24 protein-coding genes are annotated in these 23,553 nt (G+C 68.7%); 17 read left to right on the forward strand and 7 right to left on the reverse strand.

Features of this window, described 5'->3' with window-relative positions; translation table 11 throughout:
- Positions 1–947: 947 nt before the first annotated feature.
- Positions 948–1,763 carry a hypothetical protein gene (locus ACYVD1_RS09525; protein WP_460770449.1) on the reverse strand — a complete coding sequence of 272 codons (816 nt, stop codon included), beginning with the start codon at positions 1,761–1,763 and terminating at the stop codon, positions 948–950.
- Positions 1,764–2,063: 300 nt separating this feature from the next.
- Here ACYVD1_RS09525 and ACYVD1_RS09530 point away from each other — a divergent pair, with 300 nt between their 5' ends.
- Positions 2,064–2,615, forward strand: a complete 552-nt coding sequence (locus ACYVD1_RS09530) for an NUDIX hydrolase (RefSeq protein WP_460770451.1) — start codon at positions 2,064–2,066, stop codon at positions 2,613–2,615.
- Between the two features lie 392 nt (positions 2,616–3,007).
- Here ACYVD1_RS09530 and ACYVD1_RS09535 read toward each other — a convergent pair whose 3' ends face one another.
- Positions 3,008–3,868 carry an alpha/beta fold hydrolase gene (locus tag ACYVD1_RS09535; RefSeq protein WP_460756023.1) on the reverse strand — a complete coding sequence of 287 codons (861 nt, stop codon included), beginning with the start codon at positions 3,866–3,868 and terminating at the stop codon, positions 3,008–3,010.
- 509 nt (positions 3,869–4,377) lie between these two features.
- Positions 4,378–5,232 (reverse strand): SDR family oxidoreductase, encoded by an 855-nt coding sequence (locus ACYVD1_RS09540; RefSeq protein ID WP_460756027.1) that lies wholly within the window; start codon positions 5,230–5,232, stop codon positions 4,378–4,380.
- 165 nt (positions 5,233–5,397) lie between these two features.
- On the opposite strand from ACYVD1_RS09540, the gene ACYVD1_RS09545 reads away from it, so the two are divergent.
- The 8 genes from ACYVD1_RS09545 to ACYVD1_RS09580 all read left to right on the forward strand — a co-directional run bounded on the left by ACYVD1_RS09545 (position 5,398) and on the right by ACYVD1_RS09580 (position 13,362).
- A complete protein-coding gene (locus ACYVD1_RS09545; RefSeq protein WP_460756030.1) occupies positions 5,398–6,294 on the forward strand; it encodes a helix-turn-helix transcriptional regulator in 897 nt (298 codons plus the stop codon).
- 428 nt (positions 6,295–6,722) lie between these two features.
- On the forward strand, positions 6,723–7,565 hold the full coding sequence (locus ACYVD1_RS09550; protein WP_460756034.1) for an oxidoreductase: 843 nt from the start codon (positions 6,723–6,725) through the stop codon (positions 7,563–7,565).
- A gap of 116 nt (positions 7,566–7,681) precedes the next feature.
- On the forward strand, positions 7,682–8,614 hold the full coding sequence (locus tag ACYVD1_RS09555) for a helix-turn-helix domain-containing protein (protein ID WP_460756037.1): 933 nt from the start codon (positions 7,682–7,684) through the stop codon (positions 8,612–8,614).
- Complete coding sequence (locus tag ACYVD1_RS09560) at positions 8,611–9,240, forward strand: Atu4866 domain-containing protein (protein ID WP_460756041.1); 630 nt, start codon at positions 8,611–8,613, stop codon at positions 9,238–9,240. The genes ACYVD1_RS09555 and ACYVD1_RS09560 overlap by 4 nt, the downstream gene beginning before the upstream one ends.
- Before the next feature lie 481 nt (positions 9,241–9,721).
- Complete coding sequence (locus ACYVD1_RS09565) at positions 9,722–10,537, forward strand: sigma-70 family RNA polymerase sigma factor (protein WP_460756047.1); 816 nt, start codon at positions 9,722–9,724, stop codon at positions 10,535–10,537.
- Between the two features lie 285 nt (positions 10,538–10,822).
- The gene (locus tag ACYVD1_RS09570) at positions 10,823–11,497 is read left to right on the forward strand and encodes a GAF and ANTAR domain-containing protein (RefSeq protein WP_460756051.1); all 675 of its coding nucleotides are present in this window, start codon (positions 10,823–10,825) and stop codon (positions 11,495–11,497) included.
- Between the two features lie 284 nt (positions 11,498–11,781).
- Positions 11,782–12,507, forward strand: a complete 726-nt coding sequence (locus ACYVD1_RS09575; protein WP_460756054.1) for a GAF and ANTAR domain-containing protein — start codon at positions 11,782–11,784, stop codon at positions 12,505–12,507.
- 90 nt (positions 12,508–12,597) lie between these two features.
- The gene (locus ACYVD1_RS09580) at positions 12,598–13,362 is read left to right on the forward strand and encodes a GAF and ANTAR domain-containing protein (RefSeq protein WP_460756057.1); all 765 of its coding nucleotides are present in this window, start codon (positions 12,598–12,600) and stop codon (positions 13,360–13,362) included.
- 9 nt (positions 13,363–13,371) lie between these two features.
- Here the strand turns inward: ACYVD1_RS09580 and ACYVD1_RS09585 are convergent, their stop codons facing one another.
- A complete protein-coding gene (locus ACYVD1_RS09585) occupies positions 13,372–13,776 on the reverse strand; it encodes a DUF397 domain-containing protein (RefSeq protein WP_460756060.1) in 405 nt (134 codons plus the stop codon).
- 324 nt (positions 13,777–14,100) lie between these two features.
- Between ACYVD1_RS09585 and ACYVD1_RS09590 the strand changes: the two genes are divergently transcribed.
- Positions 14,101–14,373 (forward strand): hypothetical protein, encoded by a 273-nt coding sequence (locus ACYVD1_RS09590; protein ID WP_460770453.1) that lies wholly within the window; start codon positions 14,101–14,103, stop codon positions 14,371–14,373.
- Between the two features lie 27 nt (positions 14,374–14,400).
- Here the strand turns inward: ACYVD1_RS09590 and ACYVD1_RS09595 are convergent, their stop codons facing one another.
- The gene (locus ACYVD1_RS09595) at positions 14,401–15,207 is read right to left on the reverse strand and encodes a hypothetical protein (RefSeq protein ID WP_460770455.1); all 807 of its coding nucleotides are present in this window, start codon (positions 15,205–15,207) and stop codon (positions 14,401–14,403) included.
- A 658-nt stretch (positions 15,208–15,865) separates the two neighbouring features.
- Here ACYVD1_RS09595 and ACYVD1_RS09600 point away from each other — a divergent pair.
- Genes ACYVD1_RS09600 through ACYVD1_RS09625 form a run of 6 tightly spaced genes read left to right on the forward strand, consistent with a single transcriptional unit; the run spans position 15,866 to position 21,304 of the window.
- Positions 15,866–17,389: a sensor histidine kinase gene (locus ACYVD1_RS09600; RefSeq protein WP_460770457.1), complete on the forward strand. Its 1,524-nt coding sequence runs from the start codon at positions 15,866–15,868 to the stop codon at positions 17,387–17,389.
- Entirely contained in the window at positions 17,389–17,799 is a 411-nt protein-coding gene (locus ACYVD1_RS09605) for a roadblock/LC7 domain-containing protein (protein ID WP_460770460.1), read from the forward strand. The genes ACYVD1_RS09600 and ACYVD1_RS09605 overlap by 1 nt, the downstream gene beginning before the upstream one ends.
- On the forward strand, positions 17,799–18,203 hold the full coding sequence (locus ACYVD1_RS09610) for a DUF742 domain-containing protein (protein ID WP_460770563.1): 405 nt from the start codon (positions 17,799–17,801) through the stop codon (positions 18,201–18,203). The genes ACYVD1_RS09605 and ACYVD1_RS09610 overlap by 1 nt, the downstream gene beginning before the upstream one ends.
- A 28-nt stretch (positions 18,204–18,231) precedes the next feature.
- Positions 18,232–18,783, forward strand: a complete 552-nt coding sequence (locus ACYVD1_RS09615; RefSeq protein WP_460770462.1) for a GTP-binding protein — start codon at positions 18,232–18,234, stop codon at positions 18,781–18,783.
- Entirely contained in the window at positions 18,780–20,063 is a 1,284-nt protein-coding gene (locus ACYVD1_RS09620; protein WP_460770463.1) for a cytochrome P450 family protein, read from the forward strand. The genes ACYVD1_RS09615 and ACYVD1_RS09620 overlap by 4 nt, the downstream gene beginning before the upstream one ends.
- On the forward strand, positions 20,054–21,304 hold the full coding sequence (locus tag ACYVD1_RS09625) for a cytochrome P450 (protein WP_460770465.1): 1,251 nt from the start codon (positions 20,054–20,056) through the stop codon (positions 21,302–21,304). Before ACYVD1_RS09620 ends, ACYVD1_RS09625 begins: the two co-directional genes overlap by 10 nt.
- 116 nt (positions 21,305–21,420) lie before the next feature.
- Here ACYVD1_RS09625 and ACYVD1_RS09630 read toward each other — a convergent pair whose 3' ends face one another.
- On the reverse strand, positions 21,421–21,615 hold the full coding sequence (locus ACYVD1_RS09630; protein WP_460770467.1) for a DUF1918 domain-containing protein: 195 nt from the start codon (positions 21,613–21,615) through the stop codon (positions 21,421–21,423).
- Positions 21,616–21,984: 369 nt separating this feature from the next.
- Here ACYVD1_RS09630 and ACYVD1_RS09635 point away from each other — a divergent pair, with 369 nt between their 5' ends.
- Positions 21,985–22,191: a hypothetical protein gene (locus ACYVD1_RS09635; RefSeq protein WP_460770469.1), complete on the forward strand. Its 207-nt coding sequence runs from the start codon at positions 21,985–21,987 to the stop codon at positions 22,189–22,191.
- Positions 22,192–22,195: 4 nt separating this feature from the next.
- On the opposite strand, the gene fdhA is transcribed toward ACYVD1_RS09635, so the two are convergent.
- Positions 22,196–23,416, reverse strand: coding sequence for a formaldehyde dehydrogenase, glutathione-independent (gene fdhA / locus ACYVD1_RS09640; RefSeq protein WP_460770471.1), 1,221 nt, complete (start codon positions 23,414–23,416; stop codon positions 22,196–22,198).
- Positions 23,417–23,553 lie beyond the last annotated feature (137 nt).

Raw genomic sequence — 23,553 nt, forward strand, 5'->3', positions numbered from 1 at the left:
CGTCGAGGGTTGAGCCAGGGGCAAGATCATCGGGGATCAACCGGTTTCGGACGCAACGGACACCCCTACCAGGCCGGTTCCGGACACCGGGGCCGCCCCGGGGGGCGGCCGCTACCCCCGGTGGAGGCACCCGGGACACCGACCCCCCCGCCCAGAGGCACCCGGGACACCGACCCCCGCCCAGAAGCACCCGGGGGCCAGTGAACCCCCTCCCTGGAGGCAATCTCGGCGCCCACAATGCCTCCAACAGGGGGGCTCACTGCCCACACCGCACCCGGCCGGGCCCCTCAACCACCCCGCCCCGACCGACCCACCACCGAGCCGCCAGACCGGTGGGACGCGCCCAGCTACCCGCCCCGCCTGATCGGGCTCTTCGTCGCCGGCCAGCCACTGGATTGCGACGCGCCTGCCGACACAACCAGACCCACGGGAAGGAACCCGGCCGGCCACGGCCGGACCGGGCCGCAGGCTCGGAGCAGTTCCCGGCCGAAGGCCGGTTCCGCCGCCTCCCCGACCACACGCCCCCCGTTTCCTGATAGCCGCCGACCCGCCGTCGCAGCGAAGCGGGTCAAGGTGGAGCGCCAATGACGCGCGAAGCGCTCGATGGCGACGACCTTGACGCGCGCAGCGGAGACGGCCACCATCAAGCGGCAGGAAACGGGGCAACCGGCCGCACTTGTGCGGAGCCTGCACCCCAGCAGGGAACCACCGCACCCAACAACAAACCCCAGCCCTCCCGAGCCCCACACCACCAGCACCCCGCCTCAACCCCCACCGGTGCGCGTACTCGTCCAGCCCCGTGAAAAACCAGTACCGCTGCCTGCGGCAGGTCGTCACGGTCCCCTGCGAACAACAGGGTGGTCGCAACCTCCTGGAAATCAGGGTGTTGCGACCACCGTGAGAACCCGCTTCACGTTGAGCGGGGCGCCTCTTCTTTGCGCGCGGATCTACTCGTCGTCCCCCGCGGCGTCGGCCGTCTTGTGCTTGCGGGACAGGTACAGGGCGCCGCCGCCGGCAGCGGCGGTGGCCAGTGCGGCAGCGACCAGACCGGCGAGCGCGCCACCGGTCACGGGCAGGGTTTGGCCAGCGCCGGCCTCGGCCGGGGCTTCCTTGTCGTCGCCCTCGCCGGGGGTCGTGCCGTCGTCCGGCTTCTCACTCGGGTCCTTGGGGTCCTTCGGGTCGGTGGGGTCCTCGTCCTCGATGATCAGGTCGTCGAAGGACGTGACCTCGACCCAGTGGTGGCGCTCGGAGGCCTCGTTGTACTGGCACTGGATGGCGTTGTCTCCGTAGCCCCAGATCAGCAGCGCGTGGTCGTTCTTGCAGAACTGGCCCGGGTGGATGCCGTCCGGGGCGGGTTCCAAGAGGTCGACGAAGTCGGCCCACTCATCGGGGGTCGGGTCGCCGCTGGGCTCCTCGGTGGGGTCGCCGCTGGGCTCGTCCGTCGGCTCCTCGGTCGGCTCCTCCGAGGGCTCCTCGGTGGGCTCCTTGGTCGGCTCCTCCGAGGGCTCCTCGGTGGGCTCCTTGCTCGGTTCTTCCGTCGGCTCCTCGGTGGGCTCGACGATGACCAGCCAGGCGGGGACGGTTTCGCCCCGCTCGAAACCGCACTCGAGGACGCTGCCGTCGGCGAGCTCGACGGTGTCGCGCAGCTGGGTGCGCTCGCAGTCGTCGCCGGGGGCAGGAGTGTCGGCGCTGGCGGGAGCGGCCAGCGACAGGGCGAGAGCGGCACCCCCGGCAAGTGCAGCGGCGCGGATAGAGAAAGACACAGGTTGCTCCAGGTGTGAGTGAAGTTGGAGGGCCGACGCCGGGGGCAGGGGATGGCGGGGGCGACCCGTGTGCATGTAAGACGCACCTCAAGCCCAGGGGGAGCACGTGCAAAAGAGGTTATTTGCCTACATCAAGGACACATGGGGCGGAGAAACACAACGCCCGCGCGCTTGCGGTAGGCGGGATCAGTAACCCAACCGCGCCAGCCCCGCCCTGGAAACACCGGTAGCTGTTCGGTCGACCCTTCCGGGGCCAGAGAGGGTTCGAGGCCTGCAGCGGACTCTTGGTTGGATGGCTGCATGGCAGAACAAGCACCGCTCTCCGCGGACGAACTCCTGGACATCGTGGATGAGCACGACCGCGTGGTGGGCCAGGCTCCGCGCAGCGAGGCCTACGCCCGCAGGCTGCGTCACCGCTGCACGTTCGTGCTGGCACGCAACACGGCGGGGGAGCTCTTCGTGCATCGCCGCACTGCCCGGAAGCTGGCCTTCCCCTCGCTGTACGACATGTTCGTCGGCGGGGTGGTGGGCGCGGGCGAATCGTACGACGAGGCGGCGCTGCGCGAGGCGGAGGAGGAGCTCGGCGTATCGGGCCTGGCCGCTCCCACACCGTTGTTCAAGTTCCTCTACGAGACCCCGGAGCACACCTGGTGGTCGTCGGTCTATGAGGTTCACTGCGGGGTGCCGGTCGACCCGCAGGCCTCCGAGGTGGCGTGGCACGCTTTCCTCACCCAGGAGGAACTGGATCAGCGGCTCGCCGAGTGGAGCTGGGTGCCCGACGGCATGGAGGCGTACCGCCGACTCCTGGAGTGGAGGCGCGGGGAGACCAAGGGGCCAGGAACGCCCGGGTAGCCACCTGACGCCCCGGGCGCTGTCGGCGTCATGCACCCCACCGTGCATCAGCGCACGGTGGCGGTGCCGCCCTCCGGGATTCTCCGAATGGCGTTCCGGGCGATTGTGGATGAGCCGCGTCGTGGTCCACGTCGCCACCGGTGAACGACACCTCGACGCCGACACCACCTCCGACCTGGACGGGCACAGCAGTGCTGACCTGTCGCTCCCAACGAAGTGGGGCTCGCCCCCGGTTCTGGACACGCTGAACCTGACACGAGTCGGGAGGAATCGAGGATCCAGGTAAAGGCCCGGCCGTTAACGGAAGCACAGGCACCGAGGCTGGAGCAGCTTGGGCCGACGGACACGTCGGCTCCTTCTCTTGTCGTTTTCGATCCCTGTCACCAGCTGGTTCAGATGGCAGCGCGCCAGTCCCTGATGATCCGCACGACCTCGTCCAGGTGGGACTCCAGAAGGAAGTGACCACCGTCGAGGAGTTCGATACGCGCGTCCGGTGCGTCACGGCGGAACGCCGTGGCACCGGCGATGTCGAAGATCTCGTCGTTCTTCCCCCACACGGCCAGCACGGGGACACCGGAGTCAAGCAGCCACCGGTGGACCTGTGGGTACAGGGCTCGGTTGCTGGCGTAGTCGGCGAACAGGGCAAGCTGCGCCCGGTCGACACCGGGCCGAGCCATCAGGGCGATGTCATGCTCCCAGGCCTCAGGGGCGACTGTGGTCACATCGGGCACGCCGTGGGTGTACTGCCATTCGATCGCTTCCCGACCGAGCGCGGGGCGCAACGCTCTCTCGTTCGCTTCTGTCGGGTCGGAGCCGTAGGCCCAGATCGGTTCCCAGAACTCTGGGACGAAGCCTTCGTCGTAGGCGTTTCCGTTCTGGGAGATCACCCCCTCGACCGATACGGGGTTCGCCAGGGCCAGCCGCCAGGCGATCGGGGCTCCGTAGTCCTGGACGTACACCGTGTACTTGCTGACCCCGATCGCTTCGAGGAACGCCGATGTGACAGCGGCCAGAGCATCGAATGTGTAGTCGAAGTCATCGACGGAGGGGGCCGACGAGCGGCCGAACCCGATGTGGTCAGGAGCGATGACGCGGTACCGATCGGCAAGGGCCGGGATCAAGTGCCGAAACATGTGCGAGCTCGTGGGATAGCCGTGCAGCAGCAGGATCACCGGGGCCTCCTGCGGTCCCGCTTCACGGTAGAAGACCTTCAGCCCGTCGACGGGCACGGTGCGGTGGTGTACAGCAGCCACTTCTAACCCCTTAAAGTATTTTTAATGGTTAGGTGACGGTAGCAGGGGTTCCTGCGGTCGGCAACGAGACCATGCGGTGCCGATGGCAGAGGCTGATGGTGATCGAGGACTAGGACCTGCTGATGGGGGTGCTCAACAGCGCGCCCGTGCTAGACGGCCATGCCTCCGCGTGAGGTCGGCATATGGCTCTGACCGCCTGCGCGGTTGGCAGGACGGTGATTTCGCTGAGGTTGACGTGTCGAGGAACGGAAGCGGCGAAGGCGATCACTTCTGCGATATCGGTGGGTTGTATGACATCGGTGTTGTCGATCAGCCCGGCCATCACCGTGCTGGCGTCCGGGTCCCCAACGCACCGGCCACGGATGCCCTGGAGGATCTCCAGGGCATCCGTGGCCGGGTACGGCAGTCCCGCCCGTCAACCGCCCCAGCACCCTCCAGATGACTAGAGGGTGCTGGACGCGGGAGGTCTCCCACCAGCCAGGTGGGCACCTACCCGCAAGCCCGCGGATTCAGCCACGGGTAGTTGACTCGCTGTCGGTGTGCGCGGTGGCCGCCGATGCCTCACGCAGCGGCGCGGTCTCGCGCTCGATGCGTTCGGTCACGACGGCGCGACGGTCCAGCGCGTCCTGGCCGACGGACAGGTGCAGCGGAAGCTGCTCACCCGAAGTGATCCGGTAGATGAACGCGGCACCTTTGACAGGGTCGCCGAGCTGGGTGTGGTTGGCCTCGTCCGCCCAATCGAGGGTGACGTGGGCCGGGGTGCCGTCGTAGGCGGCGATGCGCCCCGCGGGCCGTTGTACGGAGGAGGCGTCGAGGAGGTCGGTGCGGAACACTCCCGGCTCGACGACCATGCTCTGGATGCCGAAGGGCTCGAGCTCGGCGGCCAGGGCCTCGCTGATTCCGGCGACGGCGAACTTGGAAGCGGAGTACATGCTCACGCCCGGCTCGCCTTCGAAACCGGAGCGGGATCCGATGTGGACGAGCTTGCCCCGACCGGCTTTCCGCATGAGCGGCAGGACCGCGCGGGTGGTGTTGATCAGGCCGAATACGTTCACGTCGAACAGGGACCGTGCCTCGACGTCCGTGATCTCCTCGAGCGCGCCGAGCAGGGCGCGGCCGGCGTTGTTGACCAGTACGTCGATGGTGCCGAACCGGTCGACGACGTCGTTCACGGCCGTGACGATCTGCGCCGTATCAGTCACATCGAGCCGAACCGGAAGCACGTTCGGGTGGTCGCGGACATCCTCGGGCAGGTTCTCGGGGCGGCGCGCGGCCAGGGCGACCTGCTCGCCTCCGTCCAAGGCGGCGCGGGCGGTCTCGAGGCCGAGACCTCGGGCAGCACCGGTGATCATCCAAACAGACATGTCAGTGGCTTCCTTCCGGAAGGGGTGTCAGGGCTTTGCCGCAGAATCCGCGGCATCCCGATCATTGGTGGCTGCGCGAGGACGGTGAAGGCCCGGAGTTTCCTAGGACGGATTGGGCACCCTTCCGCCCTCGAACCACGCGGTGTCGGCTTGGATAATGGAGTCATGTCCGATCAATTCGAGCCTGGCCTGGCCGGCTTCCTCCGTGCGGCGCGCGGTCGGCTCACACCGGGGCAGGTCGGCATCGTCGATGCCGGGCGGCGACGCGTGGCAGGGTTGCGGCGCGAGGAACTCGCGATGCTGGCTGGTGTGAGTGTGGACTACTACACGCGCCTGGAGCAGGGCCGTAGTAAGAGCGCATCCCCGGAAGTGCTCGATGCCATGGCTGACGCGCTCCGACTCGACGAGGCCGAGCGCGCTCACTTGCACACGATTGCCAGACCCGCACCGGCACGCCGCCGACGGGCAGCCAGGCCGCAGCGGTTGCACCCGGCGACGCAGGACCTGATCAGGACGCTCGAGTCTGCGCTCCGACCGGCCTTCGTGCTCGGGCGCAGGCTGGACGTTCTGGGACAGAACCGGCTCGCCGCGCTTCTGATCGCTGATTTCGAGAGCATGCCTCGGGCCGAGCGGAACCAGGCCCGGTTCGTGTTCCTCGACCCGCACGCCCGTGAGCTCTACGCGGACTGGGAGCAGGTCGCGGCTGACACGGCCGCCATGCTTCGCATGGACGCGGGCCGGTACCCGAAGGACCCCGATCTAGGGCAGCTCGTGGGCGAGCTGTCGATCCAGAGCGGCGAGTTCCGGCGCCTGTGGGCACGCAATCACGTGCACCAGCGCAGCACGGGGGCCAAGCGCTATCATCACCCGCTCGTCGGTGACCTCACGATCACCTATCAGGCGCTGACACCCGGTGACGACGCAGACCAGACACTCATGGTCTATGACACCGAACCCGACTCGCCCTCCGCACACGCCATGCTGCTCCTGGCCGAGAAGGTCACAGCACGCCCAAGACCCCCACTCCGTATGAGTTCCGGTAGCGATCGGGGCCGCTCGTAGGACTATTCGAATGGGTGGACAGGTTTTATTGCGCACCAGCTTCGGAGCGGGGAACCACGGCTTCCTGGGTTGAGCCTGGCTCCTGCTCCTAATCCGTGATCCTGTGCGGTCTCAACGATGTCGCGTTCGACTGGTCAGCGCCATGGGGCGGATGCAAGCAGTCCGGCAACCTCCGTGAATCCGGCCCTGATGGCATGACCGCGTACCCGGCGATCGAGGTCCTGCGCGGAGCCTGACCCGGGGACCCGGCTCTTCCAGCTCCATGGCCCGCCGCCATCGGTAAGTCCGGCGGAGGGCCACAGGGGCACGGCTGTTCCTATGTACATCTATCCCTGGAAGAGCCTCCTGGAAGCGACCAGCATGAAAGACACCGCCGCAAGACATTGCACATCAGGACGCCTGAGTCTTTTCGGTTCAAGGAGTACTTCATGACGACATGGTTCATTACCGGCGCTTCGCGCGGCTTCGGCCTGGAGATCGCCCGTCAGGCACTGGATCGCGGCGACAACGTCGTGGCCACTGCGCGCAACCCCCAGGCCATCACGGATGCACTGCCCGGCTCCGGCGGCCACCTGCTCGAGGTCGCACTCGACGTCACCGACGAGCAGCAGGCACGCACAGCGGTGTCCGCCGCGGTCGAGACCTTCGGCGCGATCGATGTCCTGGTCAACAACGCTGGTCGCGGCCTGCTTGGCGCGGTAGAAGAGTCCTCTGACCCCGCGGTCCGCGCGATCTACGACATCAACGTCTTCGGCCTGCTCAACGTCAGCCGCGCAGTACTGCCGGTCATGCGTGCCCAGCGCTCGGGCAGGATCCTCAACGTCAGCTCGCTCGGCGGTTTCAGCAGTTCAGCAGGGTTCGGGATCTACTGCTCCACCAAGTTCGCCGTTGAAGGGATCTCTGAGGCGATGCACGCCGAACTCGCAGGGCTGGGCATCGCGGTGACCGTGGTCGAGCCGGGCTATTTCCGCACTGACTTCCTCGATGACCGCAGCCTGCACACCGAGGATGCCCTGATCGATGACTACGCGAACACCGCTGGCGCGGTTCGCGGAGCAGTTCCCGGTCTGAATCATGCCCAGCCCGGGGATCCCGTCAAGGGCGCCGCAGCATTCCTGGCCCTTGCCGATGCCGATGCTCCGCCGCTGCGCGCTCAGCTGGGCAGCGACTGCCTCCAGGAGCTGGGGACTAAGATCACCCAGCTGCGCACGGAGTCTGAGACCTGGCGGGACCTGGCAGTCTCCACAGACCACGACGACGCGCTGGTCTGAGAGGACACGTGTACGCGATGCGCGTCCGGAGGTGACGGCCCACAGCCGTCACCTCCGGACGGAAGGCGGGGAGAGGGTGTGTGCGTTGAAAGAGGGCTCCACGGGAAGAGGGCTCTATGACCGAGCTGGGTGACTATCTGCGATCGTGCCGAGCTCAGGTGAGCCCCGAGGCAGCAGGCATGCCGAGTTCCGGCCACCGCCGCGTACCAGGGCTGCGGCGTGAGGAACTGGCCATGCTGGCAGGTGTCAGCGTCGACTACATCGTGCGCCTTGAACAGGGCAGAGCGAAATCCGCATCACCAGAGATCCTCCAAGCCCTCGCACGCGCACTCGACCTGCGTGCCGACGAGGAAGAGTACCTACTGCGGTGCGCGGCCGACGCCGCCGGGCCGACTTCACGCACGAATAAGTCGGCAAGCGGCGCACAGCGCGTCTCCACCGCCACCCGAGTGCTGTTGGACAGCATGACCGGAGTGCCCGCCCTCGTGCTGGGCCGGAGGATGGACATCATCGGCTGGAACACTCTCGGGACAGCGCTCTTTACGGACTTCGGTGTCCTCGCTCCGCAGCATCGCAACCACATCCGACTGGCGTTCTTGGACCCGGGAGTCCGCGGGCTCTACACCGATTGGGAGAAAGTGGCCCAGGAATGCGTCGCCTACCTCAGGATGGATGCCGGCCGCTACCCGGACGACCCTGCACTGGCCCGCCTGGTCGGAGAACTATCTATCAAGGACACCGACTTCCGGCACTGGTGGTCCACCCACCGCGTTCGCGCCCAGCGCTCCGGTCGGAAAGAGTTCCTCCACCCCATAGCAGGCGAACTCTGCCTGGACTTCCAAGTCTTCGACGTGCGAGGCACCGCAGACCAGACTCTGATCACCTACACGGCCGAACCACACTCCCGATCCGCACAGGCTCTGACCTTCCTCAGCGGATGGGCCCACACCGACCACCGCCCGACGGAAGGCGGCCCGACCGCGCAGCGCACGGAGACCCCGGCCGCGACATCGGACGGTGCTGAGCTGAGGAGGCATCGAGAACATTGACTTCTGCGCTGATCATCGCCGGCGCCCGGGTCCACACCAGCCCCGAGCAGACCGTTCAGGCTGATCTGCACGTGGCAGGTACACGGGTCGCGTCCCACGAGGTCTCGCCGGACTCGGCTCGGCTGATCGATGCCACCGGTGCTTCGGTCGTGCCGTTGCTGGTGCACTCCGTCTTCGAGGATCCGGAGCCCCCGGCACCGAGTGCCTTCGATCTGACACCCGGAAGGCCCGCGACCTTCGCAGTGGTACACGGCAAGGTCCGCAGCACCCAGATCACAAGGATGCTGGTAGTCCAGCCCAGAGATCTCCTCGCCGTCGCCGTCGAAGGAGAGCTCATTGCCATCGACGGTGAGCCGACGAGGCCCTCAGGACCGGACGGGCTCGACCCCGGCGATCCCCGGCTGGGCCCGTGGACGGACACCCGGCGCGACATGACGCAGTATCTGCAGTGGGATGGCCGGTACACCGAGACTCGCAACGGGCGCCCCAACGCCTACACCGGGCGTTTCTGGCTCAACAGCGATCGCATCACCTACCTCGACGACACCGGGTTCTGGGCCTTCGGCCAGTACCACCACGGTGTCCTCCACCACGCCGGATACGTCCTGCACTCCGCCGACGCCTGAGTCCGCGAGCTGTTGGCGTCGACCTCACCGAGCTGTCGCGACAGTGTCCGGGCAACAGTGGTGGCTGCGCGAGGACGGTGAAGGCCCGGGGTGTGCTGACCACGGAGGTTAGGTGCACCCACCCCACCTGACACAAGCCAAGAGGGCCTCCTGACCTACGTCAGGTGTTGATCTTCGTCGATTCACACCTATGTCGGAGGCCCTCTCTTGCTCTCAAACCACACCCGAGCTGTACTCAACCTCTGTGGTCAGTACAGCCAGGGCACGTTGGCCACCCCGATGACCAACTCCTCCGAGGAGCGCCGCGGGTCTCAGCCGGTGGCTTTTGAGCAGGTTGACGACGGGGTAGTCTCGATAGTGGTCCGACAGCGCGGCCTTCCGAATACCGGGTCGATCAGACAGCGGGTCCTCTGGACCCCTCTCGACCCGGAACGCGACCTCCTGAGCCGAACGAGCGCTCGGGGGTCAGTTAAGGACCGGCATGTCGTATACGCAGACCATGGCGCGCAACCCTGTGCCGACACCGCGCAAGCCCTCCGAGAAGTGGAGCGGGCAAGCCCTGCTCTCTGAGCTGGGGGAGCTACCCCGCGACGGCGAGTCCGCCTCGCGGATTCGGGCCGAGGTCGTAGAGCTCTACCGTCCAGCGGCGCTACGGGAAGCCGACCGGTACCGCAACCGCGGTGTCGATGCGGAGGAACTGCACCAAGTGGCCTCTCTCGGCCTGATGAAAGCCATCGCAGGATTCGACCCCTCCCACAACAAACCGTTCCTGTCCTACTTGCTCCCGACCGTCTCCGGCGAGATCAAACGCCACTTCCGGGACCACCACTGGGCCGTACACGCCCCCCGCTCCTGCCGGGACCGCCGCAGTGAGCTGAACCGCTTCATCGCCGAGTACATCCAGCACAACGCCCGCGAACCGCGGCAGGACGAAATCGGTTCCCACTTCGGCTTGAACGCACAGGCCACCGGTGAACTCCTCAACGGGGCCTCGGCCTATTCGGCGCTCTCACTCGACACCCCTAACGGAGCGGACCGTGAAGAGGACGGTGAACCGCTCGGCCATGCCATCGGAGGCACGGACCGCGAGCTCGAATCAGTCGCTGACAGGGTGACGCTGAGATCCGCGATCGTCGGCCTGACAAGAAGACAACAGCGTGTGGTCGCCCTGCGCTTCTGGGACGAGCTGTCGCAGCTGGAGATCGCGCGCCTCCTGGGGTGTTCCCAGATGCAGGTCTCCCGGATCCTCACAGCGATCCTGAGTCGGCTGCGCTCGAACATCCTCGCTGAGGGCTGACCGTCAACGGGGTCCGGCCCGGTCTCCGGCTTGCCGCTTCGCGGGCGCGTAGTGCTCGAGGATCTCGGGCGCACTGGGGAGCAGGGCTGTCGAGTACTCGTCCGGTGCCGGTATCAGCACAGCTCAGTGGGCCCGATTCGGTGCCCGGACACGCGTGAGACATGTTCTGACGGGTAGCGGAACGGCACACGCACCCGCGACGCGGGTGACGGGGGGATGCGGCGACGGTGGTCGCGCATGGCAGTACGCGGGACTTTTCGCAGGACCCGAGGCTGGGAGCAGTAGGTGAGTGAAGCTCAGAGGATCGCTGCTCTGGTCTCCGTCCCCGTGGCGTGCCGGGACGCACTGGTGACGTTGAGTGTGGATGGCGCGGCCGTCTCCGTCGGAGTCGGCGGTGCACCGGACACGTCGGTGTTCTCGACCAGCGAGAGAGGCCTGAGACTGGAAGACCTGCAGACCATCCTGTGCGAAGGGCCCAGCGTCCATTCCTACTCCAGCCGCACCCCCGTCCTGGTCTCCGACCTCGACTCCCCGGACGTGCGCTGGCCGCTGTTCGGAGCGACCGCGGCGGACCTGGGTGTGGGGTCGCTGTTCGCCTTCCCCCTGCGGTCCGCCGTCGCACCCATCGGCGTGTTCGAGGTGCACCGGGACCGTGCCGAAGCCCTGACCGCGGACCAGTTCGGCGACGCGCTGCTGTTGGCCGACACGATCAGCGTCCTGCTGCTGAGCTACAGCAGCGGAGGGGAGGGGCACACCATCGGGGACGGCTTCCCTCCGACACACCAGAACGAGGTGTACCAGGCCAAGGGCATGCTCTCGGTGCACCTGGGCCTCTCACTCGGCGATGCCCTGGCGCGCCTGCACGGGCATGCCTTCGCCAACGGCGAGTCCGTCTCGGCGGTGGCACACGAGGTCGTGTGCCGACGCCTCACTCTGGACACGGGGGACCCGGTTGACTGAGACGACGCTCCGCTGGTGCAGCGGGATGGTCGGCCCGAGAGCCATTGCGGAAACAGGGACCGGACACATCTCCGGTCCCGTGGACCTCGCGAGACCCGCCTAGGAGCGGCCCGCCCCAACATGGCAGGGAGTGTTCGCGCAACGTGATCCGTCCCAGCACACCCTGTGACAGGCTGAGACGGAACGGCTCTCGGCGCTCTGCTCCTTCCCCAACGGGAGCCCTGCCCCGAAGGTGTCGGCCGCGGCCGTTCCCACTGACGAGAAGGGAAAGCGGTGCCCAGCCAGTGAACGCTCCCGAAAACACGGAGGAATCCCTCCAGGGCTTGTGGTCCGCCGTCACCTCGGCACTCGGCGAGGGAACGGGCGGAACGCACGTGCTGGCCTTGGTCGGGCAGGTGTGCGCACAGCTGCTGCCGGTGGACGGTGTCTCGATCTCGCTGGTGGGCGGTGCCCGGACCAGGGAGGCGGTGTACGGCAGCGACGAGCAAAGTGATCAGATCCAGCGGTTGCAGGGCAGTCTGGGCGAGGGTCCGTCGTTCGAGGCGTACGCGACCCGCAGACCGATCCTGGTCCCCGACCTGGCCGCTGACTCGGGGGCACGTTGGCCGGTGTTCGCCACCGAGATCAGAGCCCACCCGGTCGGGGCGGTCTTCGCCTTTCCGCTGCAGCGCGGAGCGATCGCCATCGGGGCCCTGGACCTCTACCGAAGCGAGCCCGGATGGCTGTCCGCCGAAGAGGTGACCACGGCGCTGCGCATCGTCGATATCGCCACGCTGGCGCTGCTCGCCCTGCGCGTGGACTCACTCCAGGGGGAGTGGGTCGTGGCACTGCCGCTGGACCGGGCGCAGGTGCACCAGGCGACCGGGATACTGATCTCGGGTCTGGGTGTTCCGGCAGAACAGGCCTTGGCCAAACTGCGGGCCCACGCCTTCTCCGTAGGCCGCATGGTGGACGAGATCGCCGACGACCTGGTCTCCGGCCGCATCGCCCCGCTCGACATCGACCTTTGAGGAGCGGGCGTGACAGCACGGACACGGGCCACGACAGCAGCCACCGACTAAGAGCACCGTCGAACCCGGAGCGAGGGAAGAGGCAAGCCCATGAACGACCCACTACCTTCCGGCGAGCGGCTAGAGACAGATCTGGTGGGCGCTTTCGTGCAGTTGGCCGACACCCTGGTCGACGACTACGACGTCCCCGAGGTGTTGCACCAGCTCGCCGCGCACAGCGTGGAGCTGCTCAACGTCGCCGCGGCGGGGCTCATGGTCTCCGACCAGCGGGGCAGCCTACAACTGGTCGCCTCCTCCAACGAGCAGACCCGCCTGCTGGAGCTGTTCCAGATCCAGACCGACGAGGGCCCCTGTGTGGACGCCTTCCGGACCGGGGAGCCGGTCACCGCCCCCGACCTGGCTGCGGCCACGGGCCGCTGGCCGGTCTTCGCACCCCAGGCCAGGGAACAGGGGTTCGCGTCCGTGCACGCTGTTCCGCTGCGGTTGCGCAGCGACCTCATCGGCTCGCTGAACCTGTTCAACCAGCATTCCGGTGCTTTGTCGGCCGAGGACGCGAGGGTGGCGCGGGCGCTGGCCGACATCGCCACGATCGGCATCCTCCAGGAGCGCACGATCCGCCACCGGGAGGTGCTCACCGAACAGCTCCAGGGCGCACTCAACAGCCGGGTCACCATCGAGCAGGCCAAGGGGCTCCTGGCCCACGCGGGGGGTGTGGACATGGAGCAGGCCTTCCAGGCTCTGCGCCGGTTCGCGCGGGCTCAGCACGCCGGTCTCAGCGACACCGCCCACCGGCTCGCCTCCGGGCAGATCCACCCGGATCTGGTACTGGAGCGAGGGCGTACCGACGCGCCGTGAGCCTGACCTTCAGCTGACGAGCGTGCCCTGGGGGTAGGCGCCGCGGAGTTCTCCTGCCTGGGCACCGAGCTTGAAGGCATCCCACTCGGCCTTGTCGTAGACGATGGTCGGTGCTTGCTCGTTGGTGCTCTCGGTGAGGGTGAAGCCGCCCTCCGGTGTGAAGATTGCGCTCACCTCACCGGCCGAGGCCCGCTCATTTCGGGCGACCCGTGTGCAGAACTCGTTCCAGTCGCTGTTGGGGAAGATCAGGGTCGGGCTGTCGGCGCCGAGTTCGTGCTTGCCGACAACGGTCCAGGTGCCGAATCTCTTGATACCGACGCAGGAGCCCTGGCCGCCGGAGAAAGACGATTTCACGAACGGCCGCTGAGCAATCTCCGCGATGTTGGGGCGAGTGTCGTTCTGGCTGTGGGTCATGATGGCAACTCCTCTATGAGCTTCTGGATGTAACGCGCCGAAAGGGGCGGCGCGGTCTGCCCTTGCACTTGCGGGCGATCATCCGTCTGGACCGGGAGCCGGATCTGGGTGAGAGCGGGCTGGAGCTGGCCAGCTGAGAACACGGGCGTGTGGCGAGATCAGGTAGTCGCGGTGGGAAGCGCAGCTTCGGTGCACAGGGGCCATGGACACCCGCGCGCACTCTCTTCGCACGCACCCGGCAGAGACGCAGTGCACCCGGGCCGGTGGATATGGGGTCCATCGGCCCGGGCTGATCAACCCCCTGAAGTGAGCAGGAGGCAGACCATGCAGAACTCTAGCGGTGGCAGGCACCGCAAGCCCAGGGAATCGATGGCCTCGCGGCTGTGGTGGGTGTTCGCCTCGGCGGTGGCCTGGACGAGCGCGCAGGTGATCGGTGCACCCACGCGCACCGAACCGAGGCCCGTGCTGGTGGCGGCGCCCAGGCGGCTGGAGCTGGCCCCGGCGCCGGTGTGTACACACAGGATGCCGGTGCAGGTGTGGGCTGACCCCGACGAGGTCGCGGGCGCCCTGGTGCGGCCCTACCTGCTCAGGCAGTGAGACCCGGGAGACGGAAAGGAGCGCGGTCTACCCCTGGCCGTAGCCCGGGTCGGCGAGCCGGGGGCGGGCCTCGGGCGAGCGGACGTGGTGTTCGAGGCAGGCGAGCAGCTCCCGGCCGTCACCGCCCAGTCGCTCGGCCGAATATCCCGCGTCCATTCGGTACCGGCGGCGGTTGATGCCGTGTGCCCACCGGTTCAGACCGGTCAGCGTTATGGCATCGGGGGAACGGGCCTGCAGTCCCACGTAGGACCCAAAGCCGCCCTGGGCGGAGAGGAAGGCACGGTGGAGGTCGTCCCAGCGCACCCAGGCGCGGCCGGCCGGGTTCAGCAGGTACACGCCCTCGGGCAGCAGCGCGATCCCGCCAGGGCGCACGAGCGTTCCGGCGGCCCCCACGGCGAACGCGCCGAAAAAGACGATCGAGAGGACCCCTGCCACCGTGAGCCCGACCGGTCCGACCCGAGTGCCCCTGTAGTCGGCCGGTTCCCACGTCCCCACGACCAGCAGCATCAGAACCCCGAGTGCCACGAAGAGCAGCGAAGCCGCCAGCGGCAGGAGCACCGAACGGCGGCGGGCGGGGAAGACCAGGCCCGACGTGTACGGGGTGTACCGGTGGGCGCCCGACAGTGTCCCGTGGACCGGTCGGCCCCGGTCCCGGTTTCCGCCGGGGGCGGGGAGGGCGCTGCCCCAGGGGAACGACTGGTACAGGTACGCCGCGCCGCCCACCCCGAACAGGATGATCCCGGCGATGCCGACGAGCAGTTCCCCCGACAGGAGGACGAAGACCGCCCCGAGCGTCAGCAGGCCGAAGAGCAGGGCGTGGAGTGACCAGCGCATAGGGGCACGGTAACCCGGGACGGGTCTCCACTCACGGGGCGCGGCCCGACGATCCGGGCTGTCCGGTGCCCGCCGCGCGCGGGACCGCCTTATGGGCACCGGATGCCGGTTCCTGTGGCCGGGTCCGGCCGCTGCCTGTGACTCCCGCATCCGGCTCCCGCTTGGACCCCGTCCGAGTCCTACCCGGGCGGGCGAGAATTTTTTCCATGATCCCTCCACCGGATCCCGCGCGGTCGAAACCAGTGTGATCAGCGCGAACGCCGTCAAGGCCCGTATGGAAACGGATCCCGATCCCGCTGGAAGCACCGCATCCCCTTCCGGGGGCCTCTGAGTGATGGCAAAATGACCAAATGTACTGCTGCGGCACCCGGCCACCGGGCTGCCGACTCTGCGGTCGCCGTCCAACCGCGTGCGCCCTCCCCCGCCGCGCACGACTGACAGCCCGCCCTCCAGCACCGTGCCGACATGGTGCGCACCGTCTGGCAACCGGAACGAACCGCGCATGCTGCACCGCGAAAGATCCCCCGAAACGCCAGCACTCCCCGGAGCGGGCGGGTGCGCCCGACGAGCGGCGGCAGTACGCGTGCTGAGACCGGGGTGATCCGGGCCGACGAGTTCCCGAGCCCTTGGACGCCCCCTTCGCTGAATCGACTGATGCATGCTGTTGACAGAAACCGCCGCCCCCGTGGGGTCCACTCCCGTGGGGTCCACCGCTGACCCGGTCTGGCCCTGGGTCCTGCTCGCGAGCGTCGTCGTGCTCCTCGCGGTCCTGGCCGTCGCCGCCCTCCTCCTGTACCGGGCCCGCGGACAGGCCGACAAGGCCGCCGCCGACCACGCCCGCACCATTGAGGAGGTGCGCCGCGACCTTCAGGAGGAACAGGAACGGGTCGGTCGGCTCCGTGCGGCACTCGCCGAACGCGACCGGGTGGCCCGGGCCGTGACCGATGAGGTTTTGCCCCTGGTGGCGCGCCGCGTGCGTGAGGGCGCTTCGCCCGCGACCCTCATGGCGGAGTTCGAGGAGCAGGGCCTGGTGGACCCCGCCACCCGTCCGCTGGCCGAGTCGGTGACCCGGTCGCTCTGGAAGGGGCACCGGCAGCGCGCCAGACTCCTCGGCGTCGTCAAGGGATGCGCCGACCGGGCGCGGGCCGGGGTCTCCCAGCTCCGAGCCGAGGTGCGGGAACGCAGCCAGCCGTACTGGGAGTCCCTCGACGCGACAGGGGCGAGCGAGCGGGTACGGGACGACTTCATGGTCGTGGAGGCCGGCCTCTCCCGGCTGGAAATGCTCATCCAGCGCCTGCTCACCGTCGCGGAGGCGGACCGGATCGGCCGCAACTGGACCCAGCCGCTGCGTGTCGAACGGGTGGTCCGCGCCGCGGTCGGCAGTGTTCCGGAGTTCGCCCGCGTGCAGGTGCACGCGCCGACCGCCCCCGTAGTGGTCGAGGGACGCGCCGTCAACGCGATCATCCAGGTCCTGGCCGAACTGGTCGACAACGCCACGTCCTTCTCCGCGCCCTCCGAGGCGGTGGTGGTGCACTTCGAGAGCACCGCCCTGCGCCTGGGCGTCCACATCGACGACAGCGGGCTGGCCATGGAGGAGGACCAGCTGGCGGAGGTGCGCCGCCGCATGGACCCGGAGCGGCCGCCGGACATCACCGAACTGTCCGCCAACCAGCTGGGGCTGCTCGTGGTCCGCAGGGCCGCGGACCCGCTGGGCATCCGGGTCGACGTCGGTCCCTCCCCGCGCGGGGGCACGCGGGCGACCGTGTGGATCCCCCGCAACGGGCTGCTGCGCACGGACGAGGCGGCCCTGGCCGGAGCAGGTCCCGCCCCCGTCGCGGCCGCACCCGCCACTTCCCCCGTCACCTCTACCCCGGCCGGATCCCCCGTCTCCTCCGCGGCGGCCCCGTCCGCCACCGCCTCCGGACCGGCCGGATCCGGCACCGGAGCCGCCCCGGCCGCCTACGACGGCCCGGAGGCCGCCCCCGAAACCCCCGCCGAGCCGACCGAACGGCCTAGGCACCTGCCCAGGCGGCGCCGAGGGGCCACCCTCCCCGAGAACGCGGGCCCGCCGAAAACCGTCGAGCCGCCCCGGGACCCGTCCGCCACCAGCCACCGCATCGCCCAGTGGCACGCACACACCCGGCTGTCGCCGAACCCTCCTGCAGATCGTGAGGACCCCTGATGCAGACCAACCTGACCTGGCTCATGGACAAGTTGCGCGAGGTGCCCGGTGTGCGCCACGTGCTCCTGCTGTCCACCGACGGCCTGGTCCGTTCCGCCGACAGCGGCCTGGGACGGGACGAGGCGGACGGTCTCGCCGCCTCCGCGTGCGGCCTGCTCGCCACCGGCGGCCAGGTCAACTCGGTGTTCGGGATCGCCGACCCGGTCCGGACCGTCGCCGTCGACCTGGACCCGCACCACCTGCTGGTGATGGGCGCCGGTTCGGGTTCGGCGCTGGCGGTCCTCGCTGACCTGTCGGGCCCCGCGGCCGATCTGGGCGCGGTGGCCACCGAGATGGGACGGCTGGTGGAGCGGCTGCCCGAGCAGCTCTCCACACCGAGCCGCCACGGTGGCGGGGTCGGCCCGTCGTGATGGACCCCGATGTGCCCGACGGCCTGTACATGGTCGTCGGCGGACGCAGCGGCACCACGTTGCGGCTCGACCCGTTCGCGCTGGTGGTCACCGAACGCGCGGACACCGCGGGCCTGTCCCTGGAACAGGCCGACATCGTACGGATCTGCGACCGGCCGATCGCCCCGGCCGAGCTCAGCGCGCGTCTGGGGATCCCGCTGGGCGCGGTCACGATCCTGCTGGCCGACCTCGTCGACCAGGGGTACATCAGCCTGCGCTCCGCGGGTGCGTCCGCGGGTCCGCCGACGGACCGGTCCGGGCCCGAGCCCCAGTCCGCACCCGCCCAGTCCGCACCCGCGTCACCGGCCGACGACCGTCAACTCTTGGAGAAACTGCGTGTTGGGCTCATCAACCTCGCCCTATGAACCCCTGGCGCCCTCCGCCTCGATTCCGATGAAGATCCTCGTCACCGGTGGTTTCGGGGTGGGCAAGACCACGCTGGTGGGTTCGATCAGCGAGATCACCCCGCTCACCACCGAGGCCGAGATGACCCAGGCCGGGGCCGGCGTCGACGAAGGCCTGGAGCTCCGGCCCGACAAGTCCACCACCACGGTCGCCTTCGACTTCGGGCGGCTGAGCATCGACGAGCAGATCGTCCTCTACCTGTTCGGGGCTCCGGGCCAGAAGCGCTTCCACTCGCTGTGGGAGCGGCTCTGCCAAGGGGCCGTGGGTGCGATCGTGCTCGTCGACACCCGCGACGCCGAGGGCTCGTTCGCCGCGCTGGACCGGGTGGAGCGGGCCGAGCTTCCCTACCTCGTGGCGCACAACCCCTTCGGGGACGAGGACGAGCGCTGGAGCCTCGACGAGATCCGTACCAGCCTCGACATCGACCCCGGTACGCCGCTGCTGAGATGTGACGTCCGCGACCCCGAACAGGTGCGGACCGCGCTCGTCGAACTGGTGCTGCACCGCCAGCACCTGATGGTCCGGGAGGTGCCCCGATGAGCCGTCCGGAACTGCCCTTCTCCCTGCCGGAGACCCACCGCGACGCGCTGCGCCTGGGCGACGAGCGGTTCCAGCGGGACTCACCCGGACTGTTCGCCGAACTGCGCCGCCGCCACGGGCCGGTGGCCCCGGTGCTCCTGGCCTGGGACGTGCCGGCTTGGCTGGTGCTGGGCTACTCCGAGCTGCTCCAGGTGACCTCCGACCCCGAACTGTTCGCCCGCTCCTTCCGGCGGTGGAACCTGCTCGACCTGCTGCCGCCCGACTGGCCGATGTGGCCGCTGGTCGGTGTGGGCTTCGCCAGCGAGGCGTTCCTGTACAGCGAGGGGGAGGAGCACCGGCGCCGAGCGGCCGCGGCCAACGCGGCGCTCGCCAGGATCGACCAGTGGGAGTTCCAGGAGTACTGCCGCCAAGCGTCGCGCCGGCTCATCGAGGAGTTCGCGCAGGCGGGCGAAACGGAGCTGATCCACTCCTACGCCCAGCGGCTTCCGGTGATGGCGCTGGGCTGGGCCGTGGGTGTGCCGGAGGAGTACAACGACGACCTCGTCACCGGTTTCCTGCAGCTGCTGGGTGCTGGCGGCGACCCCAACGAGGGCCTGGCGAACGTGGGTGCCATCTGCGACGACTTGGCCGAACGCGCCATGAAGGAACCCGGCCCCGGCATCGCCTCCCACCTGGCGCACAGCGGGCTCGGGCTGACGCGCGAGAAGCTCAGCGCCGACATCTTCGTCACCATCATCGCCGGGCACCAGACCTGCGCCAACTGGATCGGCAACACCATCAGGCTGATGCTGACCGACCAGGTGCACACCAACGCGCTGACCAGGGGGCGCCGGTCGGTGGACGACGCCGCCCGCGAGGTACTCAAGGACGACACGCCTACCCAGATCTTCGCCGGCCGCTGGACCAGCAGGAGCACACAGCTGTCCGGCACCTCCATTCCCAGCGGCGACCTGGTCCTCCTCGGGCTCGCCGGCGCACACCAGGACCCGCTGTTCCGTCCTCCCGGGCAGTCCCGGGACCGCCACCACAGCCGCGCCTACCTGTCGTTCTCCCACGGCCCGCACGGCTGCCCGCACGCCGCGCGCCCCCTGGCCGAGACCATCACGGTCAGCGGCATCGAGACCCTCCTCACCCACCTCCCCGACCTGCACCTGGCCGTCCCCGCGGACCAGTTGCGCTGGCAGCCCCAGGTACTGATCCGTGCCCTGGAATCACTGCCGGTCCGCTTCACCCCTCCTGTCATCTCCCCCGACCCCTTCGGAGATTCCCTGTGGCTCTGAGCCTGTCCGAACCCGTCCACCTCCTCGACCCCCTCAGCACCGACCTCCACGAAGACGCCGTGCGCATGCGCGAGCACGGCCCCCTCGTTCCGGTGGAACTCCCCGGCGGCGTGGTCATGTGGGCCGTGACCGGCGACGAGGCCGGACGCGACCTCCTCAAGGACACCGAGCGCTTCACCAAGAACCCCGAGCACTGGGCGGCCCTGCAGCGCGGAGAGATCCCGGAGGACTGGCCCCTGCTCAGCCTCGCGGCCCAGACCGGCAAGGCGATCACCACCGTCGACGGTCCCGAGCACCGGAAGCTGCGCCGCCCCCTGGCGCAGGCGCTGACGGCCCGCAGGGTCGAGGAACTGGCCCCGGTGGTCACGTCCCTCGTGGAGCGGCTCCTGGAGGAGCTCGATCAGGCCGGGCGCGACGCCGACGACGGGGTCGTCGACTTCCGTTCGCTGTTCGCTTGGCCGCTGCCGATGGGTGTCATCGGCCACCTGCTCGGGGTGGACGAGGCCGACCACCCCGAACTGGGCCGGCTGTACAGCAACCTCTTCGACGACACCGTCGGGGACGGCCGCGACGCCGAGCTGAGCCTGCACTCCTGGCTCGACGCCCACGTGGCCAAGAAGGAGAAGGACCCCGGGGACGACCTGGTCAGTGCCATGCTCGCGCTGCCCCCGGAGGACCGGCTCCCCCGGCAGGACCTGGTGGTGACCATGTACGTGGTGCTGGCCGCCGGACACGAGACCACCACACACCTCCTGGTCAACGCCCTGCGCGCGCTCACCACCCGGCCCGGGCAGCTGGAGCTCCTGACGTCGGGGGAGGTGCCCTGGGAGAACGCGGTAGAGGAGGTCATGCGGTGGGACCCGCCCACCGCCAACTTCTTCACCCGCTTCGCCACCGAGGACGTCGACGGCGCGAGCATCCACCCCGGTGCCGAGGGAGTGCGGATCGCCAAGGGCGACCCGGTGTTCGTCTCCTACATCGCGATGGGCCGCGACCCCCAGCGCTACGGGCCCACCGCGGACGAGTTCGACGTGCACCGCGGCGAGGCGCACTCGAGCTTCGGGTTCGGTGCGCACTTCTGCATCGGTGCCCCGCTGGCCCGGATGGAGGCCCTCATCGCCTTGGAGCGGATCTTCGCGCGCTGGCCGGACCTGTCCGTCGTCGGCTCCGTGCCGCGCTCGCCCACGTTGGTGCTGAACTCCCACACCCACCTCAACGTGCGCCTCGACAAGGACCGATGACCTGACCTGGGGCCGAACGTCCCGGACATGGAGAAGTCCCGCCCCGGTGTGCCGTGACACCGGGGCGGGGCAGCTCGGTTCGGACTGCGATCGCTCTTCCACCGCTCTTCGCGCGCTCAGTCCTGGGACTCCCTGGGGTGGATCACCGTGTCGGGGCCCGGATAGATGACCCGCTCCTCGCCGTCGGCGAAGCGGACCAGGTAGGGCGGGCCGTCGTTCGACCCCTGGACCTCGATGATCTCGGCCTCCTGTTCGCCCTTGGCGCTGGTGACGCCGTGTGTGTGCAGTAGGTCCCCGACGGTCGCTCGCATCTGCTCCCCCTTGACTCGACGACCGGCCTCCCCAAGGCCGGTCACAGTCCGGGGGGTACCCGTGGTTCGGCCGGGACGAACCAGGGATACCTGCGCGGACACCGGCCCGACGGACGGCCTAGGTGTACTGACCACAGAGGTTGAGTACAGCCCGGGGTTGATTTGACAACAAGAGAGGGCCTCCGACATAGGTGTGGATTGTCTAGATCAACACCTGAAGTAAGTCAGGAGGCCCTCCGTGGCTCACACTACCCATGCCAACGCGCCCTTGACCCCCGTTCGTCGCCCGCCACCAACCCTCAACGGACGCCTACGGCGCAGCACCTTCTCGACGGGCAGCATCCACCGAACACGCCCTAGGATGTGCGGGTGAACAAGGTCGTACCGGTCATCGCTTTCGTCGTCTTCATAGTCGTGTTCGTGCTCTCGCGCACCGCCACCCGAGACGTCCTGGAGTCCTGGGTCGCCCTGCAGGGCGTGGCCCTCGAACTGGGCTCCCTCGTGGCGTCGATGGGTATCGCCGCCCTCGCCGCGGGGGCGGTGCTCTACGTGAGCCGGATCGTCACCGGAGAGTGACGCCTCAGCCGGTGCCGAGGTAGCCGTTGGGGTCGAGGACGTACTTGCTCGCCGCCCCCTTGTCGAAGGACTGGTAGCCCTCCGGTGCCTCCTCCAGCGGAATCGCGACGGCGTTGACCGCCTTGGCGATGTCGATCCGGTCGTTGAGGATCGCCATCATCAGCTGGCGGTGGTACTTCATCACCGGGCACTGGCCGGTGAAGAAGGCATGCGACTTGGACCAGCCGAGCCCGAACCGGATCGACAGCGAACCCACCTTGGCGGCCTCGTCCACCGCACCCGGGTCACCGGTGACGTACAGGCCCGGGATGCCGATCGACCCGCCCGCCTTGGTGACGTCCATGGCGTCGTTCAGGACGCTGGCCGGGGCCTCCTCGCCCGACTTGTCACCGCTGCCGTGTGCCTCGAAGCCGACGGCGTCCACGGCACAGTCCACGGCAGGCGTGCCGAGCAGCTGCTCGATCAGGTCGCCGGGTTCGCCCTCGGAGATGTTGACGGTCTCGCAGCCGAACCTGCGCGCCTGGGCGAGCCGGTCCTCTTGGAGGTCGCCGACGATCACCACGGCGGCGCCCAGAAGCTGGGCGGAGGCGGCGGCCGCGAGCCCCACGGGTCCGGCGCCCGCGATGTAGACCGTTGAACCCGTGGTCACGCCCGCGCTGACACAGCCGTGGTAACCCGTCGGGAAGATGTCCGACAGCATCGTGAGGTCGAGCATCTTCTCAAGGGCCTGGTCGCGGTCGGGGAACTTCAGCAGGTTCCAGTCCGCGTACGGCACCAGCGCGTACTGCGCCTGTCCGCCGACCCAGCCGCCCATGTCGACGTAGCCGTAGGCCGATCCGGGACGGTCCGGGTTGACGTTGAGACAGATCTCCGTCCGCCGGGCCTTGCAGTTCACACAGCGGCCGCAGGCGATGTTGAAGGGCACTGAGACGAGATCGCCGACCTCGATGAACTCGACGTCGCGGCCCTTCTCGACCACTTCGCCGGTGATCTCGTGCCCGAGGACCAGGCCTTCGGGGGCGGTGGTGCGGCCGCGGACCATGTGCTGGTCGCTGCCGCAGATATTGGTGGCGACGACCTTGAGGATCACCCCGTGCGGGACCTGGCGGCCCACGTTGGCCGGGTTGACGCCCGGTCCGTCGCGCAGCACGAACTCCGGGTACGCGATGTCCCTGACCTCGACCTTGCCGGGCCCTTGGTAGAGCACGCCTCTGTTGCCGGTCATGTCCTTCCTACCTCTCCGCGCCGGCCGCCTCTTCATACCGACGCATGTGGAACGTGTCACCCCCCTTTCCTGTGTGCGGCCCCGCTAACCCGTTCAGGGGCTCGACAGCTGCTCAATAAAAAATGATAGCGTCTATC

The organism is Nocardiopsis nanhaiensis (assembly GCF_054778635.1).

Coding starts and splice junctions, on each gene's coding strand:
- ACYVD1_RS09530 (WP_460770451.1), top strand. CDS start 2,064: ATGGCAGAACAAGCACCGCTCTCCGCGGACGAACTCCTGGACATCGTG.
- ACYVD1_RS09540 (WP_460756027.1), bottom strand. CDS start 5,232: ATGTCTGTTTGGATGATCACCGGTGCTGCCCGAGGTCTCGGCCTCGAG.
- ACYVD1_RS09545 (WP_460756030.1), top strand. CDS start 5,398: ATGTCCGATCAATTCGAGCCTGGCCTGGCCGGCTTCCTCCGTGCGGCG.
- ACYVD1_RS09550 (WP_460756034.1), top strand. CDS start 6,723: ATGACGACATGGTTCATTACCGGCGCTTCGCGCGGCTTCGGCCTGGAG.
- ACYVD1_RS09555 (WP_460756037.1), top strand. CDS start 7,682: ATGACCGAGCTGGGTGACTATCTGCGATCGTGCCGAGCTCAGGTGAGC.
- ACYVD1_RS09565 (WP_460756047.1), top strand. CDS start 9,722: ATGTCGTATACGCAGACCATGGCGCGCAACCCTGTGCCGACACCGCGC.
- ACYVD1_RS09580 (WP_460756057.1), top strand. CDS start 12,598: ATGAACGACCCACTACCTTCCGGCGAGCGGCTAGAGACAGATCTGGTG.
- ACYVD1_RS09585 (WP_460756060.1), bottom strand. CDS start 13,776: ATGACCCACAGCCAGAACGACACTCGCCCCAACATCGCGGAGATTGCT.
- ACYVD1_RS09590 (WP_460770453.1), top strand. CDS start 14,101: ATGCAGAACTCTAGCGGTGGCAGGCACCGCAAGCCCAGGGAATCGATG.
- ACYVD1_RS09595 (WP_460770455.1), bottom strand. CDS start 15,207: ATGCGCTGGTCACTCCACGCCCTGCTCTTCGGCCTGCTGACGCTCGGG.
- ACYVD1_RS09600 (WP_460770457.1), top strand. CDS start 15,866: ATGCTGTTGACAGAAACCGCCGCCCCCGTGGGGTCCACTCCCGTGGGG.
- ACYVD1_RS09605 (WP_460770460.1), top strand. CDS start 17,389: ATGCAGACCAACCTGACCTGGCTCATGGACAAGTTGCGCGAGGTGCCC.
- ACYVD1_RS09610 (WP_460770563.1), top strand. CDS start 17,799: ATGGACCCCGATGTGCCCGACGGCCTGTACATGGTCGTCGGCGGACGC.
- ACYVD1_RS09615 (WP_460770462.1), top strand. CDS start 18,232: ATGAAGATCCTCGTCACCGGTGGTTTCGGGGTGGGCAAGACCACGCTG.
- ACYVD1_RS09620 (WP_460770463.1), top strand. CDS start 18,780: ATGAGCCGTCCGGAACTGCCCTTCTCCCTGCCGGAGACCCACCGCGAC.
- ACYVD1_RS09630 (WP_460770467.1), bottom strand. CDS start 21,615: ATGCGAGCGACCGTCGGGGACCTACTGCACACACACGGCGTCACCAGC.
- fdhA (WP_460770471.1), bottom strand. CDS start 23,416: ATGACCGGCAACAGAGGCGTGCTCTACCAAGGGCCCGGCAAGGTCGAG.